The organism is Paenibacillus allorhizoplanae (assembly GCF_927798215.1).
Taxonomy (GTDB): Bacteria; Bacillota; Bacilli; order Paenibacillales; family NBRC-103111; genus Paenibacillus_E; species Paenibacillus_E allorhizoplanae.
The window spans coordinates 121,688-140,030 of sequence record NZ_CAKMMW010000009.1; the positions used below are offsets into that span (position 1 = coordinate 121,688).

At 46.6% G+C, this 18,343-nt stretch carries 19 protein-coding genes and 1 other annotated feature; of the genes, 10 read left to right on the forward strand and 9 right to left on the reverse strand.

Translation table 11 applies throughout. The features are described 5' to 3' along the window. Positions 1-28 precede the first annotated feature (28 nt). The 3 genes from ureC to L6I86_RS16690 are packed head-to-tail and all read right to left on the reverse strand — an operon-like array spanning position 29 to position 2,434. Entirely contained in the window at positions 29-1,744 is a 1,716-nt protein-coding gene (ureC, locus tag L6I86_RS16680; RefSeq protein WP_236288865.1) for an urease subunit alpha, read from the reverse strand. After that, positions 1,725-2,108 (reverse strand): urease subunit beta, encoded by a 384-nt coding sequence (ureB, locus tag L6I86_RS16685; RefSeq protein ID WP_236288867.1) that lies wholly within the window; start codon positions 2,106-2,108, stop codon positions 1,725-1,727. Before ureB ends, ureC begins: the two co-directional genes overlap by 20 nt. Before the next feature lie 23 nt (positions 2,109-2,131). Next, complete coding sequence (locus L6I86_RS16690; RefSeq protein WP_056613424.1) at positions 2,132-2,434, reverse strand: urease subunit gamma; 303 nt, start codon at positions 2,432-2,434, stop codon at positions 2,132-2,134. A gap of 283 nt (positions 2,435-2,717) precedes the next feature. Between L6I86_RS16690 and urtA the strand changes: the two genes are divergently transcribed. The 7 genes from urtA to gerQ all read left to right on the forward strand — a co-directional run bounded on the left by urtA (position 2,718) and on the right by gerQ (position 9,111). After that, positions 2,718-3,965: an urea ABC transporter substrate-binding protein gene (urtA, locus tag L6I86_RS16695; protein WP_236288869.1), complete on the forward strand. Its 1,248-nt coding sequence runs from the start codon at positions 2,718-2,720 to the stop codon at positions 3,963-3,965. A 91-nt stretch (positions 3,966-4,056) separates the two neighbouring features. After that, on the forward strand, positions 4,057-4,962 hold the full coding sequence (urtB, locus tag L6I86_RS16700; protein WP_056613419.1) for an urea ABC transporter permease subunit UrtB: 906 nt from the start codon (positions 4,057-4,059) through the stop codon (positions 4,960-4,962). A gap of 22 nt (positions 4,963-4,984) precedes the next feature. Continuing rightward, entirely contained in the window at positions 4,985-6,073 is a 1,089-nt protein-coding gene (gene urtC, locus L6I86_RS16705; protein ID WP_236288871.1) for an urea ABC transporter permease subunit UrtC, read from the forward strand. A 33-nt stretch (positions 6,074-6,106) separates the two neighbouring features. After that, positions 6,107-6,898: an urea ABC transporter ATP-binding protein UrtD gene (gene urtD, locus L6I86_RS16710; RefSeq protein WP_236288873.1), complete on the forward strand. Its 792-nt coding sequence runs from the start codon at positions 6,107-6,109 to the stop codon at positions 6,896-6,898. Beyond that, positions 6,891-7,586 carry an urea ABC transporter ATP-binding subunit UrtE gene (urtE, locus tag L6I86_RS16715; protein ID WP_236288874.1) on the forward strand — a complete coding sequence of 232 codons (696 nt, stop codon included), beginning with the start codon at positions 6,891-6,893 and terminating at the stop codon, positions 7,584-7,586. Before urtD ends, urtE begins: the two co-directional genes overlap by 8 nt. A gap of 218 nt (positions 7,587-7,804) precedes the next feature. Continuing rightward, positions 7,805-8,494 carry a response regulator transcription factor gene (locus L6I86_RS16720; RefSeq protein ID WP_236288876.1) on the forward strand — a complete coding sequence of 230 codons (690 nt, stop codon included), beginning with the start codon at positions 7,805-7,807 and terminating at the stop codon, positions 8,492-8,494. Between the two features lie 164 nt (positions 8,495-8,658). After that, positions 8,659-9,111 carry a spore coat protein GerQ gene (gene gerQ, locus L6I86_RS16725; RefSeq protein WP_236288878.1) on the forward strand — a complete coding sequence of 151 codons (453 nt, stop codon included), beginning with the start codon at positions 8,659-8,661 and terminating at the stop codon, positions 9,109-9,111. A 56-nt stretch (positions 9,112-9,167) separates the two neighbouring features. Here the strand turns inward: gerQ and L6I86_RS16730 are convergent, their stop codons facing one another. Beyond that, positions 9,168-9,467 carry a hypothetical protein gene (locus tag L6I86_RS16730; RefSeq protein ID WP_056613408.1) on the reverse strand — a complete coding sequence of 100 codons (300 nt, stop codon included), beginning with the start codon at positions 9,465-9,467 and terminating at the stop codon, positions 9,168-9,170. A gap of 125 nt (positions 9,468-9,592) precedes the next feature. Here L6I86_RS16730 and L6I86_RS16735 point away from each other — a divergent pair, with 125 nt between their 5' ends. After that, the gene (locus tag L6I86_RS16735; protein WP_056613407.1) at positions 9,593-10,576 is read left to right on the forward strand and encodes a metal-dependent hydrolase; all 984 of its coding nucleotides are present in this window, start codon (positions 9,593-9,595) and stop codon (positions 10,574-10,576) included. A 143-nt stretch (positions 10,577-10,719) separates the two neighbouring features. Here L6I86_RS16735 and L6I86_RS16740 read toward each other — a convergent pair whose 3' ends face one another. Then, entirely contained in the window at positions 10,720-10,950 is a 231-nt protein-coding gene (locus tag L6I86_RS16740) for an alpha/beta-type small acid-soluble spore protein (RefSeq protein WP_236288880.1), read from the reverse strand. 151 nt (positions 10,951-11,101) lie between these two features. On the opposite strand from L6I86_RS16740, the gene L6I86_RS16745 reads away from it, so the two are divergent. Beyond that, positions 11,102-11,290 carry a DUF5325 family protein gene (locus L6I86_RS16745; protein ID WP_082595379.1) on the forward strand — a complete coding sequence of 63 codons (189 nt, stop codon included), beginning with the start codon at positions 11,102-11,104 and terminating at the stop codon, positions 11,288-11,290. A 60-nt stretch (positions 11,291-11,350) separates the two neighbouring features. On the opposite strand, the gene trpS is transcribed toward L6I86_RS16745, so the two are convergent. Further along, positions 11,351-12,334 (reverse strand): tryptophan--tRNA ligase, encoded by a 984-nt coding sequence (gene trpS / locus L6I86_RS16750; protein WP_236288883.1) that lies wholly within the window; start codon positions 12,332-12,334, stop codon positions 11,351-11,353. Positions 12,335-12,407: 73 nt separating this feature from the next. Then, positions 12,408-12,678, reverse strand: a binding site (T-box leader). 118 nt (positions 12,679-12,796) lie between these two features. Between trpS and L6I86_RS16755 the strand changes: the two genes are divergently transcribed. Next, complete coding sequence (locus tag L6I86_RS16755) at positions 12,797-13,900, forward strand: permease (protein WP_236288884.1); 1,104 nt, start codon at positions 12,797-12,799, stop codon at positions 13,898-13,900. Positions 13,901-13,988: 88 nt separating this feature from the next. Here L6I86_RS16755 and ilvD read toward each other — a convergent pair whose 3' ends face one another. The 3 genes from ilvD to L6I86_RS16770 all read right to left on the reverse strand — a co-directional run bounded on the left by ilvD (position 13,989) and on the right by L6I86_RS16770 (position 18,307). Further along, on the reverse strand, positions 13,989-15,674 hold the full coding sequence (gene ilvD / locus L6I86_RS16760) for a dihydroxy-acid dehydratase (RefSeq protein WP_028558552.1): 1,686 nt from the start codon (positions 15,672-15,674) through the stop codon (positions 13,989-13,991). A 127-nt stretch (positions 15,675-15,801) separates the two neighbouring features. Continuing rightward, a complete protein-coding gene (locus L6I86_RS16765; RefSeq protein WP_028558551.1) occupies positions 15,802-16,788 on the reverse strand; it encodes an ABC transporter permease in 987 nt (328 codons plus the stop codon). 1 nt (position 16,789) lies between these two features. After that, positions 16,790-18,307, reverse strand: a complete 1,518-nt coding sequence (locus tag L6I86_RS16770) for a sugar ABC transporter ATP-binding protein (RefSeq protein ID WP_236288886.1) — start codon at positions 18,305-18,307, stop codon at positions 16,790-16,792. Positions 18,308-18,343: the final 36 nt, after the last annotated feature.

The window sequence follows — 18,343 nt, forward strand, 5'->3', positions numbered from 1 at the left end:
CCTCAGTCGGGACTTTCTTCCATTCTATTTAAAATAAGAAATATAACTGTGCCATCGGCAGCTCTGTCGCAGGCTCACAGGTCACGGCTTCGCCATCAACCTTCACCTCGTAGGTTTCCGGATTCACTTCTATAGAAGGAGTTCCGTCGTTATGAATCATATCTTTCTTCGAAATGCTGCGACAGCCTTTCACCGGCTCAATCCGCTTCTGCAATCCGAATCGCTCCCTGATTCCGCTGTCATACGCTGCCTGAGAAACGAAGGTAATCGAGCTTTGCGTCAACGCTTTCCCAAATGCAGCGAACATCGGCCTACCGAATACTGGCTGCGGTGTTGGGATAGATGCGTTCGGATCTCCCATTTGGGCATAAGCAATGCTGCCGCCTTTAAGGACGAGATCTGGCTTCACACCGAAAAACATCGGACTCCAAACGACCAAATCTGCGAATTTACCTGGTTCAATCGACCCTACCAGATGCGAGATGCCGTGGGTAATCGCTGGATTTATTGTATATTTCGCCATGTAGCGTTTGATTCGAAAATTATCATTGTCTTCGGTATCCGGAGCTAGCGGTCCGCGCTGCTTTTTCATTTTATCCGCCGTTTGCCACGTTCGAATAATGACCTCACCCACTCGCCCCATCGCCTGTGAATCGGAGCTCAGCATACTGAACACGCCTAAGTCATGCAGAATATCCTCCGCTGCAATCGTCTCAGGGCGAATCCGAGAATCGGCGAAAGCGACATCTTCCGGAATTCGACTATCCAAGTGATGGCACACCATCAACATATCCAAATGTTCTTCTATTGTATTGATCGTGTACGGGCGTGTCGGATTTGTCGAGGAGGGCAGAACATTCAGCTCAGCGGCCGCTCGGATAATATCTGGTGCATGACCGCCACCCGCTCCCTCGGTATGATACGTATGAATGGTACGTCCTTTGATCGCTGCAAGCGTATCCTCAAGAAATCCCGCTTCATTTAATGTATCCGTATGAATCGCTACTTGCACATCATAACGATCTGCCGCTTCCAAGCACATGTCGATTGCTGCAGGCGTTGTTCCCCAATCCTCATGAAGCTTCAAACCAATGGCGCCAGCTTCAATTTGTTCCGTCAGAGGCTCCAAGAAAGAAGAGTTCCCTTTACCGGTAAAGCCCAGATTCATCGGAAATGCTTCGGCTGCCTCCAACATCCGCTGCATGTGCCAAGCGCCTGGCGTGCAGGTTGTTGCATTCGTTCCCGTAGCTGGCCCTGTACCACCGCCGATCATGGTCGTCACACCTGAGGAAAGTGCAGTTTCAATTTGCTGCGGACAAATAAAATGGATATGCGCGTCGATGCCGCCAGCCGTTACGATTTTACCCTCACCTGCAATAACCTCGGTGCTTGCACCTACGATCATATTCGAATGCACGCCATCCATAATATCCGGGTTGCCTGCTTTGCCAATAGCCACAATATGACCATCCCGAATACCGATATCACCTTTGACAATGCCCCAATGATCAATAATGACAGCATTCGTTATCAAAGTATCTAAAACACCCTGTGCCCGAGTTGCACCGCTGGATTGTCCCATACCGTCACGGATAACTTTCCCACCGCCAAATTTACATTCATCCCCGTATACGGTGTAATCATGTTCGATTTGCGCCCAGAGCTCTGTGTCTGCCAATCGAATGGCATCGCCTGTTGTAGGGCCAAACATCAGTGCATAGTTCTTACGATCTATTCGACTCACCGAGCATCCCCTCCCAAGTCTGCCATCTGGCTTTTGTTTCGGCCGGCATTTTGTCTTTTACCGCTAATCCTTGACTCAAATTGTTAAGTCCGTAGCTCAACTTGGCTCCGCCTAATTCGACAAGTTGAACCGGTTTCTGCTCGCCAGGCTCGAAACGGACTGCCGTTCCTGCCGGAATGTCTAGGCGCATGCCAAAGGCTAGCTCTCTTGAGAAATCCAACCCTCGATTGACTTCAAAAAAATGAAAATGCGACCCCACTTGAACTGGGCGATCCCCTATATTTGTAACTATGATTTCTATCGTCTGTCTGAGTGCATTCATTTCTATATAGCCTTTGGCTGTTCGATATTCACCGGGAACCATGTGCTCGCCCCTTTCATGATTATTTAAGTAATAGGTTCATGTACGGTAACTAATTTGGTTCCATCGGGGAACGTGGCTTCCACTTGCACTTCGTGAATCATTTGAGGCACACCTTCCATAACTTGATCTGCCTTCAATATAGTCGTACCGAATGCCATGAGCTGTGCGACCGTCAAGCCATCCCTTGCTCCTTCCATAATCTCGGAAGTCAACAGAGCAATACTTTCTGGATAATTCAGCTTTAAGCCCCTGGCAAGCCTTCGTCTAGCTAAGTCAGCAGCTACGGTAATGAGTAACTTCTCTTTCTCTCTTTCCGTTAAATGCACGTTTCTCACCTCTTCTAAATCCGAATAATGGCAATCCTTTACACTCATTATATTCGTGTATTTCACGATTGTAAATCTTTAATGTTATGTATATTGACATAAATACCGTATTCCTTGAACAAATATTTCGTTTTCATGTGATTTTTACAAGTATTTCACGTAGATTTGTGCATTTTCACCAAATAATATTTAATTAGTGTCATGTATGTTGACATTAACTTGTATCGCCATTTATCATAAGCCATGTAATCCAAATCTTGTAAGGCAAGGGAGTGGGACGTGAATGAGAGAGATAAGAAACAAAGGTAAGCTTACAGTTGCACTAAGTATGGCTTTGATGTTAGTAGCGGCCGGCTGTGCGAAGACAGAATCTACCACCTCTACGACGACTGCACCTGTGGCTTCAACATCTGGCGATACCGTACCAGTGGGAATTCTTCACTCACTAACAGGTACAATGTCCATCAGTGAGGTATCTGTTCGAGATGCTGAGCTCATGGCGATTGATGAAATTAATGCAGCTGGGGGACTATTGGGCAAAAAGATTAAACCCGTGATCGAAGATGGGGCATCGGATTGGCCAACTTTTGCAGAGAAGACAAAGAAGCTCCTGCAAAAAGACAGCGTAGTAACAATTTTCGGTTGTTGGACATCGGCTAGCCGTAAAGCAGTACTACCGGTTGTCGAGCAAAACAAAGGATTGCTGTGGTACCCGGTACAGTATGAAGGTGTAGAATCCTCACCTAACATCTTCTACATCGGCGCAACAACGAACCAACAAATCATCCCTGCAGTAACATGGCTTCTGCAAAATAAAGGCAAGAAATTCTTCCTCCTTGGTTCCGACTACGTCTTCCCTAGAACAGCCAATAAAATTATTAAAGAGCAGTTGAAAGCCGATGGCGGAACACTGGTTGCTGAAGAATACACACCGCTTGGACACACGGACTACAATACAATCATTAGTAAGATTAAAAAGGAAAAACCAGACGTTGTCTTCAACACATTGAACGGCGATAGTAACGTTGCTTTCTTTAAGCAGCTGAAAGATGCTGGAATTTCGGCTAAGGATTTAACTACTATGTCCGTGAGTATTGCCGAAGAAGAAGTCCGTGGTATCGGTGCTTCCGTACTCGATGGTCACTACACAGCATGGAACTACTATCAAACAACAGATACACCTGAAAACAAAAAGTTCGTTGAGGCTTACAAAGCCAAATACGGTAAGGACCGCGTAACGGATGATCCCATTGAAGCAGGGTACACGGCTGTGTATCTGTGGGCTGAAGCTGTGAAAAAAGCAGGTTCCTTTGATGTAGAGAAAGTAAAAGCAGCAGCCAAAGGAATCGAGTGGAATTCACCTGAAGGTAAAGTCACCATTGATGGTGAGAATCAACATATTTACAAAACAGCACGTATCGGCCAAATTACAGCAGATGGCCAAATCAAAGAAATTTGGAATTCTGGTAAAGCACTCAAACCGGATCCATTCCTCAAAACATACCCTTGGGGCGCAGAAGTAACGAAATAATCCTTACAAGTTAGTACTCAGAAACCAGGACTGCCTAACTGCAGTCCTGGATTTCATCATTTTACTCCGGTTTCAGAGAGGAGAAGTCGCTATGAGTTTGCTACTGCTTCAAATATTTAACGGACTCAGCTTAAGCTCCATTCTGCTTTTGATCGCAATCGGTCTCGCCATTACCTTCGGTCTCATGAACGTTATGAATATGGCGCACGGCGAATTTATTATGATTGGTGCTTATATGGCCTACCTCGTACAGAAATGGTTTCAATCGTATATGCCCGCTTCTGCATTCGGCTGGTATTTCGTCGTTTCACTCGGCGTTGCCTTTGTCGTTGCCTTCGCCATAGGCTGGCTGCTCGAAGTTGTGCTCATTCGCTTCATGTACGGAAGACCGTTGGATAGCCTACTCGCTACCTGGGGCGTCTCCCTTGCCTTACAGCAAATTGCGCGATCCATCTTCGGGGCTCCCAACGTCGCAGTGAAAGCACCGCAATGGCTAGAAGGCGGATGGCATGTAACGGCAGACTTAATTCTTCCTTATAAGAGACTGTTTATCATTGGGCTTGTGGCATTATGCATCTTGATTATCTATCTGTATCTCTATCACTCTGCTGGCGGAAGACGCATGAGAGCGGTTATGCAAAATCGCCAAATGGCTTCATGTTTAGGAATATCTACCCGTAGAGTTGATGCCCAATCCTTCGCTTTTGGCTCCGCTATGGCAGGTATCGCCGGTTGTGCCCTATCTTTACTTGGACCGATCGGGCCCACAATTGGGACCTATTATATTGTAGATGCCTTCATGGTCGTCGTACTTGGCGGAATCGGCAAGCTAATCGGCACCGTAGCTGGAGCACTCGGAATCGGCGTTTTCAATACGGCTTTGGAGTATACAACCAGCGCTACACTCGGTAAAGTACTTGTGTTTACACTGATCATCGCCTTCCTACAATGGAAACCAATGGGACTTGTAACGATGCGTTCGAGATCCTTAGATTGAAGAAAGGATGTGACTACCATCTATGCTTTTTGCCAAACAATCTAAGCTCAAACTAACCATCTATGGGATCTGCCTACTACTCATCGCGCTTGCCCCCCTATTCTTGTCTGACTTTCGTTTATCCTTACTCGGCAAATTCCTGGCTTATGCCATTATCGCGATCGGAATTGATTTAATCTGGGGATATACCGGCATTTTGAGCCTTGGTCATGGCGTATATTTCGGTCTCGGCGCTTATTGTATGGCTATGCATCTGAAGCTGGCTTCCACGCCAAATCAATTGCCTGATTTCATGTCCTGGAGTGGTGTCAAAAGCTTGCCGTGGTTCTGGGTTCCGTTCCACAGTGCCGCGGCTGCGTTCCTACTGGCGCTCATTGTACCGATGATCGTCGCCTTCATCCTTGGATATTTCACGTTCCGCAATCGGATCAAAGGCGCATTCTTCTCCATTTTATCCCAAGCCTTAGTCATCATTACGGTGACGCTCTTCGTTGGGCAGCAAGGTTACACAGGCGGGACGAATGGTTTGACGAATTTCACGACCTTTCTCGGTCTGAATCTACAGTCACAATCAACAAAGCTGTTGTTTTTCTATCTCACCTTAGCTGTCGTACTCGTCGTGTTGATCCTTAGCACGATGCTAGTGACTAGCAGACTTGGCAACATTCTCACAGCCATACGTGATGGTGAGAACCGGGTGCGTTTCATTGGCTATAATCCCGTTACGTATAAGGTATTCATCTACTGCCTCTCCGCGGGGTTAGCTGGGCTTGCCGGCGTGCTCTTCGTACTTCAAGAAGGGATTATCTCCCCAGCGCAAATGGGTATCGTGCCATCTATTGAAATGGTGCTATGGGTAGCCATTGGCGGTCGTTCAACAATTGGCGGCGCTGTCCTTGGAGCATTAGTTACGAATGCAGCTAAAACAACCTTTAGCGAAGCTTATCCGGCTTGGTGGCCCATCATGCTTGGTGCCATGTTCATCGTCGTTGTTCTATTACTGCCCAAAGGAATCGTTGGCACATTGACCCACTATTTCTCCAATTGGAAAAGAAACAGAAACCAGCATCCGAAGCAAATCTCTACATCGCAAGAAGTCATAGAAACATAACCACTTATGCAAACCGGAAAGGGGAACATTTCAATGCTAGGACAATTAGCGAAACAACAACCGACAACTGACGAGACAATCCTGAGCGTCAAGGGACTTGAGGTGAACTTCGACGGTTTCAAAGCCTTGCGAAATCTAGATTTCTCGTTAAAACAAGGAGAACTCCGCTTCCTTATCGGTCCTAATGGTGCAGGCAAAACTACGCTGCTTGATGTCATTTGCGGCAAAGTAAAGCCATCCCAAGGCCACGTCTTATTCAAGGATTCGATTGATCTCACCAAGCACCAAGAGCACCAAATTGCCCAGCTTGGGATTGGACGCAAATTCCAGGCGCCTACCGTTTTCTCAACTTTGACAGTGTTTGAAAATTTGGCGCTATCCATGAAACAGCAGCGCGGCCTTCTCAGCGCGCTTTGGGCCAAAACCACAAGTGAACAAAGAGAACGACTTCACCTCAGACTTGATATGATCGGTCTACAAACTAAAGCCAAAGAACGTGCAGGCTCCCTCTCCCATGGGGAGAAGCAGTGGCTTGAAATCGGCATGCTGCTCATGCAAGAGCCTGATCTCTTGCTGCTTGATGAGCCCGCTGCTGGCATGACGGATAGTGAAACAGAGAAGACAGGGGAGCTGCTCCATGAAATTGCAGCGAATCAAACTATTATCGTCGTTGAGCACGACATGGCTTTCGTACGCCAATTCGCTAGAATGGTAACGGTTCTCCATGAAGGAACTGTTCTGCGCGAAGGCACCATGCAAGAGATTCAGAATGACGATAAAGTGGCGGAAGTCTATCTCGGAAGGAGAGTTGAACGCGGTGCTTAAACTACAAGGTATAGAGTCCGGCTATGGCGAAAGTATGGTCATCCGTAACGTCAACCTCGAAGTAAGACCTGGTCAGATCGTTTGTCTAATGGGGCGCAATGGGGTTGGAAAATCAACATTAATGAAAAGCATTATGGGACTCATTAAGCCCCGATCAGGTTCCATTCAGTACTCAGATACAGACATCACTTCATCTTCACCAGATCGCCGTGCCAAGTCAGGCATTGGCTATGTACCACAGGGCAGGGAAATATTTCCCCAGCTATCTGTCGAAGAGAATCTTTTATTAGGCTTAGAAGCCTCATCGGATCGTCGCAAGAAATTACCCGATTCAATCTTTGATACGTTTCCTGTACTTCGACAAATGCTCCATCGCAAAGGAGGGGATCTCAGCGGCGGTCAGCAGCAGCAATTAGCTATCGCACGGGCATTGGCTCCTGGACCTAAACTGTTACTCCTAGATGAACCTATGGAGGGGATACAGCCATCTATCGTCATGGAGATTGAGGCGATTATTGAAACGATTAAGCGCAATCGCGAGATTGCCGTTCTATTGGTAGAACAAAGCTTAGAATTCGCTACAAGCATCGCTGATTACTACTATGTACTTGACCGCGGCACCATTGCTGCCGAAGGGAAAGCAGAGCATCTGAGCGAAGATCTTGTCCGGAAGCATTTGACGGTATGATCGTTCTCATCCTTACTCCCCCTAACCGAATGAAGCTGACTAACTTGACCTAAAGATTGATGGTTCAAGTAAAGATCAGCTTCTTTTCTCTGTTTAAAAATAAGTTAAAACTGGACGTCACAAAATGGATAGGATAACATGTCATATAGATAGGATCGATTATTGCGGGAAGGCATATCGAGCACCTAGCCTTTTAAAGGAAAAGGAGGGGAACCTGTATGTCCAAAATTTTAATCATCGAAGACGATTTAAGTATCGGTGAAATGATGTCCATTTACTTATACGAAGATGGCTATGAAGTGAAACGAGCAGAGAACGGCCGACAAGGCGAGGTCTTATTCCGGGATTTTCAACCTGATATGATTATTCTTGATCTTATGCTGCCTGATATGGATGGGATTCAGCTGTGTACAACAATTCGTCAGACTTCATCCATACCGATCTTGATGGTATCCGCCAAGAACGAAGTTTCGGATCGTGTGAAGGGCCTTCAAACAGGTGCTGATGACTATTTATGCAAACCTTTTTCGATGAGAGAGCTATCAGCCAGAATACAAGCCTTATTTCGACGTTCCAACGCCTACCCTTCACTAGCCCAATCGCCATCTGACGTGCTTGATCCCCTAGGGATCCACTTGGATTTGGAAAAGCGCTGCCTATATGTTAACGGCAGGAATATCGAGACAACCTTCTCCGAATACGAAATTATGAAGCTTTTCTGGCAAAATCAAGGCAGGGTTTACAGTCGAGAAGAATTGTTAAATCGTGTTCGCGGCTTTGATTCCCAGGTAACTGAGCGTGCAATCGATGTACATATCGCCAACCTTCGCAAAAAAATCGAGGATGATCCTAAAGAACCCAAGCACGTCAAGACGGTGTGGGGTGTCGGTTATAAATTTCTACTTTGACAAAGCTCCTTCGGGAGCTTTTTTGTTTTATAAAATGCCCACAAATTCGTCACCAATTAGGCAGAAGCACAATATGATGATTATGGAAAATGACCTTTTCGATCGTTCAAACACATTTATGAAGAAAGCTTTCGTATGGAAAGCTCAAGGAGGAAATTATCATCATGTTGAATAACCCCTACAAAATAGGTAATCAAGCAATGCCGCAAATGCAATATGGTAATCCGTATCCAGCTTACCCCGTTCCAACTTCAATTACCAATAAAGTTGTTCCCCAAACACCAGCCGGATCTGTCCTCACTCCACCAGGAAGTGGTTTACAAACAGGCGTGAACGTACCGGGACTTCCACCAATTGAAGAATCGTATATCGAAAATATTCTTCGTTTGAACCTTGGTAAAATGGCAACCATCTATATGACATATGAAAACAACTCCGAGTGGAACGCCAAAATTTTCAAAGGAAGATTAGAAGCCGCAGGAAGAGATCATATCATTATCAGTGATCCTGTTACTGGCATGCGTTTCCTATTGCTTATGGTGAATTTGGATTACATTACATTTGATGAAGAACTCAATTACACCTACCCCTTCCGGGGCGGAGTACTCTCTAGATAATAACTGAATCGCATACGAAAGCCGTTGCTCGAATAGAGAGCAGCGGTTTTTTTGTTTTAAGAATACGTAGCTGGCGAGAAATGCCACATGTGCAGTTTTGGGATGCCGCCTTTGATCCATTGCTCCCAATCGCCATGCTGCCCATCACGCAATCGTTCAACGTTCAATCGTTCCTCCTTCATGCTCAGGTAGTCTTCATACGTTACATCATGCCAAATTTCTACATAAAGTCCTTCTTGATCGGTCCCCTCCAATAGCTCCAAACGCCCTTCCCGCAGCTGTTGTCCTTGCATATAGATGAGAAAAGAAGCTCGAAATTCCGGTTTTATGGCATACTCTACAAAAACTTTAGACATTTTTAGATCTCCTTCTGATTTATTTTTTGCTCTAAAATGGTAAACTAAGAGCAAGATGTAAATTTGACCCCTCAGCTTAGATACAGAACAAACCATGTGTACAGAACACTTAGGAGGATAACCAGTTGGATACAGGCACTCATCTCGTCATTGGCTTAGGATTAGCAGGGCTCTCACAAATCGATCCTAGTATTTCCGCAAATACGGCAGCAACAACTGCTGTTTTCATTGGAACTGTCGTTGGCTCTCAGATTCCCGATATTGATGGACTGCTACGATTCAAGGGCAATGCCCTCTATATTCGCAATCATCGTGGTCGCTCACATTCATTGCCCGCCCTTCCCTTGTGGACGTTGTTGATTACTGGTGCTCTTGCGCCATTTTTCCACGGCATATCCTTCCTGCATCTCGCTATGTGGATCGGTATCGCGGTTTGCGTTCATGTGTTCACCGACTGTTTCAATACTTATGGTACGCAAGCTATTCGACCTTTTTCGGAAAAATGGGTGTCATGGAACATCATTCACATCTTTGATCCTTTCATATTCACAAGTCACATTGCCGCGATCTTCATGTGGTCCTTCCATCTAGCGAAGCCGCAGCTGATTTTCCCAACCTTATACGGCTTACTTGCGCTATATTACATTTGGCGAACTCTGGACCATGCTATTATTGAAAAAGGGCTCTATCGCAAAGATGCGACTTATCAGCCCGGTGATAAATATACCCTTATTGTAACATTCAACCTCTATGTCTGGAATGTTGTGAAAGAGTGCATAGACGGAACCTACCAATTAGGCGAACTCAAAAATGGCAAGCTAAAATGGCTGGACACCATCACCTGCTCTGACCACCCCGCCGTCGAGGTTTCCAAGCAGCACGAGGACATCCAAGCGCTGCTCTATTTCTCCTCTTTCACCTGTGCTGAGGTCAAAGAACATCGGTGGGGCTATGAAGTCCGATGGGCGGACGTCCGCTACCGCCATCGCAAGCAATTCCCGTTCGTCGGCGTCATTCGGATGGACCGCAATTTCCAAACGCTTGATTCTTATGTAGGTTGGGTGAACGATACGAAGCTTGAGAAGAAGCTAAAAGTTGATCTCTATTGAAAAGAAGCCCTTGCATAGGTTGCAGGGGCCTTCTTTTCATTGCTAGGCCTTATCCGGGCGCACCAAAAGCCCAGGAGCTATTTAGGCTCCTGGGCTTTATTATTACATAATTCGGGAAAGCTAGTACGGAGACAGGTATCTAATTAACGGAAATTAGAACCAGATTGCCCCGCGAGCGTTTGCTCAGCGATTTGTACCAAGCGGCGAGTAATCGCACCACCAATGGAACCTGTATCACGAGTTGCCATGTTGCCATAGTAACCGTCTTGAGGGATTTGAATGCCCAGCTCTTGAGCTACCTCATATTTCAATTGATCTAAAGCTTGATTTGCTTGTGGAACTACCAGTTGATTGCTGCTACGATTTTGTGCCATCAGGATCGAACTCCTTTCAGTCAGCTATAATCTTTGATGTATTTGCAAGCTTGCAAAGATAGTATGTGGAGGAAATGAATTTATATGCACAGCGCTCAAAAAAGTTTAATATAAGAAGATGTCATGAACTTCAAGAAAGTAGGTCGCCTAGATGAGTAAACCACTTGCTCTCCTATTCGCAGTTGTTGGTACGCTGCTGCTCGCTTGTATTTCCCTATTCATTGCTCTACGCGAGCCGTGGATGGTGCTTCTCTTCTCCCTCATTTCGTTAGGATTTATCGGATACGGCTTCGTTACGAAAGCCAAAATGCGTCGTCGTAAAAACACACCTTCCGAATGAACAAAAAGCTCAGATCCCCAATGACTGGGATTTGAGCTTTTTGTATGTGTAGAAATGGGCTTAACGAACAATAAAGCCCATCCGTTTCTTTACTTCAAGCAGCGTTTGATTCGCCACTTCAGCAGCCTCGTCCGCACCTTTTTTCAAAATGTCAAAAATAGCTCCCGAACTGCGAATCTCACGATAGCGCTGTTGGATCGGCTCCAGAACAGAAACGATGTGTTCGGCCAATTCCTTTTTGAAAGGACCATAACCCTGCCCCTCATATCGAGCCTCAATTTCCGCTAAACTCATATCCGCAAAGTGAGAATAAATCGACATCAAGTTACTAACCTCAGGCTTATTCTGAGGATCATACGTTACTTCACGCCCAGAATCCGTAACAGCACGACTAAGCTTCTTACGAATAACATCTGGCTCGTCGAGCATCGCGATGTAACTGCCCGTATTTGGACTGCTCTTGCTCATCTTCTTAGAAGCATCATCTAGTGACATAATACGAGCGCCTACCTCAGGCATATAGGGCTGTGGCATTGTAAACATATCGCCGAAACGGTTATTAAATCGGTTAGCCAAATCACGCGTCAGTTCCAAATGCTGTTTCTGATCGTCTCCAACTGGAATAAGATCCGCGTTATATAATAAGATGTCAGCCGCCATCAGAGATGGATACGTGAATAGTCCTGCACCGACAGATTCTTTCCCTTCGGACTTATCTTTAAATTGTGTCATGCGCTCAAGTTCGCCCATGTGCGTCAGCGTCGTCATAATCCAGCCTAACTCTGCATGTGCGTGAACATGGGACTGTAGGAAAACAGAAGCCTTATTCGGATCTAGTCCCGAAGCAATGTATAACGAAGCGATGGACTCCGTTTGTTCCCGCAGCGCGGCTGGCTCTTGCGGTACTGTGATCGCATGCATATCGACCACCATGAAATAACAGCGATGTAGTTCTTGCAGCTTCACAAAATTGCGAAGTGCCCCAATATAATTGCCAATCGTCAGCTGACCGCTGGATTGCATGCCAGATAATACACGTTTCATTCTAAATACCTCCAATTATTTTCACTATTTCTCATTCGTATGGCTAAAAAAGACAACAAAAAAGCCTCCCTCCGCAAGGGACGAGAGACCGTGGTACCACCCTAATTTGTCTACCTACATAACCAAAGTTATGCGCGTGTAAACCTTCAGGCTCTGATAACGGAGAGCTACCGTTTAGCATAATTAACTGTGGTTTTAATCCGGCCTAGGTTCCGGTGATTCTACACAGTGTTCAGCTTCAAGCTCAAGGATCCATTCGGTTTGCTTGTTTCACCGGTTCGCACCTACCACCGGCTCTCTGAGAAACGGGAGACAAACGTACTTGTTCCTATCATCGCAATTGATTTCCTATTATTATACACGCTTAAGTATCAATGTCAATCAAGGACATTGTCCTAGATAGCCCAGCATGTACATAGGATAGTTACATACCAATTCCTTCGGCAAAGGGGTGTCACTGTATTGTCCTCTACTCTATACCGCTGGAGCCTTCCCGTCTCCTCGGTTATTTGCGTGTTTCTCTTGTTTCTGATTGTAACAACAAGACAACTCCCCCCAATGGGGATGGTCATGGAACCGATCAGCCATGTCTTTATGGCTTTTATGGACATCTTCTTAGATGCCCTTCCGTTCATGATTCTCGGCGTTCTTCTCTCAACCATCGTAGAAAACTTCATTCCCGAAGGTGTAATTCAGCGAATGACCCCCAAACACCCCCTCGGTGGTGTGTTATTCGCCTGCGTGCTGGGAATTATGTTCCCCCTCTGTGAGTGCGGCATGATCCCTTTCGTGCGCAGGTTGATGCGCAAAGGGATGCCGGTCTATATCGCTGTTATTTTCATTCTAGTGGGACCTATCCTTAACCCCATCGTCTTCGCCTCCACTTGGATGGCTTTCCGCGATAACCCTGCTATGGCCTATTCACGTATGGGGCTCACTTTTGGCGTCGCGTTGGTCATTGGCTTCCTGCTCACGCGATTCCTAAAGAGCAACCCTTTACGGCATCCAATTGAGCCTGCAGCAGCAAGTCTGACACATCATCACAACCACGATCACGATCACAAACACGACCATAGTCATGCCCATGATCATAGTCACAATCACAAGCATCATGATCATGGACATGACCATCATGGCCACAACCACGCCCATGGTGGCAGCCAGCTCATGACCATGGTCAGCCACGGCTCCTCTGAGCTGTTCGAGATGAGCAAATACTTAATGCTAGGCGCGCTTCTGACAGCGTTGATTCAGACCTTTGTGGCACAGGACAGCCTGAGTGCCATCGGCCAAGGCGCCTTCATCTCTCATGTGTTCATGATGGGCTTCGCTTACATGCTCTCCTTATGTTCAACCACAGACGCCTTCGTCGCAGTCTCCTTTGCCAAGTCATTCTCACCTGGGTCCCTGCTTGCTTTCTTAGTATTCGGGCCCATGATTGACGTGAAGAGCACCTTAATGATGCTATCGATTTTCAAAGCACGATTTGTATTAACACTTTCGATTGTCGTGGCGATTACGGTTCTGACAGGTTCTCTGTTGTTTATGCACTTTTTTCTTACTTAGCAACTGGCAATTCGTTTTTGAAGAACATGAAAAACCCCCCTCCCACCAACGTTTCCGTTGCATGAGAGGAGGGCTTTCTTATTTCAAATTAGATTTTCAAAATTGCGCCAGCACTTGCGTTCGTTACCATTTTCGTATAACGAGCTAGGTAACCAGAAGTAATCTTCTGTTGGAATCCTGCCCATGACTCACGACGTTTAGCAAACTCTTCATCGCTGATTTGCAATTCGATTTTGCGACCATCCATATCTACGTCAATGATGTCGCCATCATGTACGAAAGCAAGTGGTCCACCTTCAGCAGCTTCAGGTGACATATGACCAAGTGAGATACCGCGGGATGCGCCGGAGAAACGTCCGTCTGTAATCAAGGCTACTTTCGCGCCAAGACCCATACCTACGATTTGGGATGTTGGTGCCAACATTTCTGGCATACCAGGTCCACCCTTCGGTCCTTCGTAACGAATGACAACAACGTGTCCTTCTTTTACTTTCCCATTTGCGATACCGTACAAAGCTTCGTCTTGGGAGTCGAAGCAGATCGCTGGACCTACGTGACGTCCACCAACGGACTTGTCAACAGCACCAACTTTTACGATACTGCCTTCCGGAGCCAAATTACCGAATAGAACAGCCAAACCGCCGCGCTCACTGTGCGGGTTCGTCAGTGGACGGATAACGTCAAAGTTTTGAATTTCACGTCCAGCCACGTTCTCGCGAAGTGTTTGTGCCGTAACGGATAGACAGTCACCGTTGAAAGCACCTGGTTTTTTGAGCAACTCGTTGATTACCGCACTTACACCGCCTGCCAAATGCACATCTTCAATGTGGTAATCGGAAGCTGGAGCGATTTTCGCAAGGTGAGGAACGCGCTCAGCCACTTCGTTAATACGAGCGATCGGGTAATCAATTCCTGCTTCTGCCGCGATTGCCAATGTGTGAAGAACAGTGTTTGTAGATCCACCCATCGCCATATCCAAAGCAAATGCATTATCAATCGCATCAATCGTTACGATATCACGCGGCTTGATGTCTTTCTCGATCAAAACCATCAACTGTTTCGCGCAATCTTTAACGAATTGTTTACGCTCTTCAGCAACTGCAAGAATTGTACCGTTACCTGGCATTGCAAGTCCAAGACCTTCAGCCAAACAGTTCATGGAGTTCGCTGTGAACATACCCGAACATGATCCACAAGTTGGACAACCATATTGTTCAAGTTCTTCCAGACCCGCTTCATCCAATTTACCAGCTTGGAATGCACCAACACCTTCGAATACGGAAGATAGGGAGATGGATTTACCGTTTTTATCTTTACCAGCTTTCATTGGTCCACCGCTGACTAACATTGTTGGGATGTTAACGCGAAGGGCACCCATGATCATACCCGGTGTAATTTTGTCACAGTTAGGAATACAAACCATGCCATCAAACCAGTGAGCATTAACAACAGTCTCCAAGGAATCCGCAATAATCTCACGGCTTGGCAAGGAATAACGCATACCGATATGACCCATAGCAATACCATCGTCAACGCCGATTGTATTGAACTCAAATGGAACGCCGCCTGCTTCACGGATAGCTTCTTTTACGATTTTACCAAACTCTTGCAAGTGAACATGTCCAGGAATAATGTCTATATAGGAGTTACAAACCGCGATGAACGGCTTGCCGAAATCTTCTTCTTTAACGCCGGCTGCACGCAGCAAGCTGCGATGTGGAGCGCGGTCGAAACCTTTTTTGATCATGTCGCTGCGCTGTTTTTGTTGTGCCATTCTATAATTCCTCCTAAATTTCATTTCAGAAATAAAAATAATGAATCTATCATACCACACTTCTCGCAATATTTCTCCCTTTAGTGTGATGACGCATCAACGTACGAGAAACAACGTGCGCAACATCTTAAGCTTTTCGACGATTCAAATGAACGAATGTAATTGCTAGCGCCAAAACAAGCACGCCGCCCTTAACAATATCGAACCCGAAATATGGAACGTTGAGCATCGTGAGTCCATTCAAAAGCACCCCAATTAGTACAGCTCCAAAGAACGTACCAATTACATTAGGTTTCCCTGCTCCTAGAACAGAATACCCTACGAATACAGCGGCTACTGCTTCCATCAACAACGGTGAACCGGCATCAATTTGCCCAGAACCTACACGAGATGCGTACAGAATACCTCCAATTGCTGCAAAAATACCAGAAAGCACATAAGCCGCAAATCGGATTTTGTTAACAGAAATACCGGATAAACGAGCCGCTTCGCGGTTCCCTCCTGTAATATACAGCTGGCGACCCCAACGTGTGTAAGTAAGGAACACATGCACTGCAATAACCGCAACAAGCATGATAACAACCGGAACAGGAACACCTACTAGCTTGCCTTGTCCAATCCATAGAAATTCGGAAGTAAATTTCCCTGGTGCCACTGTGCCATCTTGGAATCTCATATTGTTATAAATCGAGAAACCCTTGGTATACGTTTTTTGGATTCCACCAATGATATACATCATGGCTAGTGTGGCTAGTAGATCGGGAATACGCACTTTCACGATCAACACAGCGTTTAAGAATCCGATGATCGCACCGATAAGTAACGGCACTAGAATAACAAGATAGAACGGTTGGTCGTACCAAACCATCATGGCTGCCGCTGATACGGTAGCTAATGACACAGTTGACCCAGCGGATAAATCGAAACCATCGACAATCTGAGATAATGTAACACCGATCGCGACAAACATCACAATCGAGATCGAGCGTAAAATATCCGCGATATTGTCATACGTCATAAAGTTTTCATTGATAATGGAAAAAACAATAAGAACAAGTGCAATAATAAACAATGCACCGTATTTAAATGAAAAATCCAAACTTTTTTCCTTCAAACTATTCAGCCTCCCCCGCGCTCGCATACGTTAAAATGAGATCCTGCGTCGCTTCCGCGCGGGACAGCTCCTTCACCACAGACCCATAACTCATCACGATGATGCGATCGGCAATTCCTATAATTTCATTCAGTTCACATGATAAATAAATAATGCCTTTACCTTCCGAAGCCAACTGACCAATTAGGCGGTAGATATCGCTTTTGGCCCCGACATCGACCCCTTTGGTCGGCTCATCAAACATGTACACTTCAGCGTTTGTCGGCAGCCATTTGCCTACCGCCACCTTCTGCTGATTCCCGCCGCTCAGGTGCTTCACCGTGCGATTGGGATCGCCTGGCTGTACACCTAGCTGACTGACCATTTTCGCGGCGTGCGCATTTTCCTCGCTGCGCTTCACGAAGCCAAGCGTGCTCAGCTTGCGCAAAATCGGCAGAGACAGATTGCGCTTCACTGTCTCTTCCACGAGGACGCCCTGTTTGCGGCGCTCCTCAGGCACGAGCGCAATGCCGGCGCGTACGGCATCCTCCGGCTGGCGCAACGTGAGCTTGCGCCCGTTCAGCCACACCTCGCCGCCGTCCGCGGCGTCGGCCCCAAAGATCAGCCGGCTTAACTCCGTTTTGCCGGCGCCGACTAGACCGACGATGCCGAGGATTTCCCCTCGGCGGAGGTCAAAGGAGACGCCGCGCACCTTGGTGCCGCGGCGCAAGCCCTTCACCTCGAGGAGGGTACTGCCAATGGGCACACCCACTTTGGGGAACTCCTCGGTGAAGGTTTTACCCAACATCGCCTCGATGACGGAGGCGATGTCCATGCTTGTGGCCGGCTGCGTGAGCACATGACGGCCGTCGCGCATAATCGTGATCCGGTCAGCAACACGGAACACTTCTTGCAAGCGGTGGGAGATGAAGATTATTCCCACGCCCTCTTGCTTCAAGCTGTCCATAATGCGGAACAGCCGCTCAGACTCTTCTAAGCTCAGCGGTGCCGTTGGCTCATCGAAAATAATAATCTTCGCTTTATGCGCCATAGCTCTTGCAATCAATACGAGTTGCTTCTGCGAAATGCTCAACTCATCAATTTTGCTCCGCACGGAGAACATCGCGCCAATTTTCGCCAGAATAGCCTCAGCTTCTCTATGCAGCTTACGCCAGCTAACCCAAGCTTCTCCTTGGACGAGTTTATCGATCATGACATTTTCCGTAACCGTTAATTCCGATATTAAAGCTGTATCCACCTCTTGATAGACACAATAGACACCGTGATCCATAGCATCCTTTGGCGTACGAATGACCAACGGTTGATTATGAATAGAAAGATACCCCGTATCGTGCTTATAAGCACCGGATAATATTTTCATCAAGGTACTCTTACCTGCACCATTAGCCCCGAGCAAGGCATGAATTTCTCCCGCATGCAGGTCGAAATCCACCTCCTGCAGTGCCTTCACACCTGGGAAGGATTTTGTAATCTCCTTCATTTGCAATAATGAAGTTAAGTCTTCCTGATCCTTCAGCATCTAATTTCACCTCGCTTCTTAATCTGAAAGTCCCAC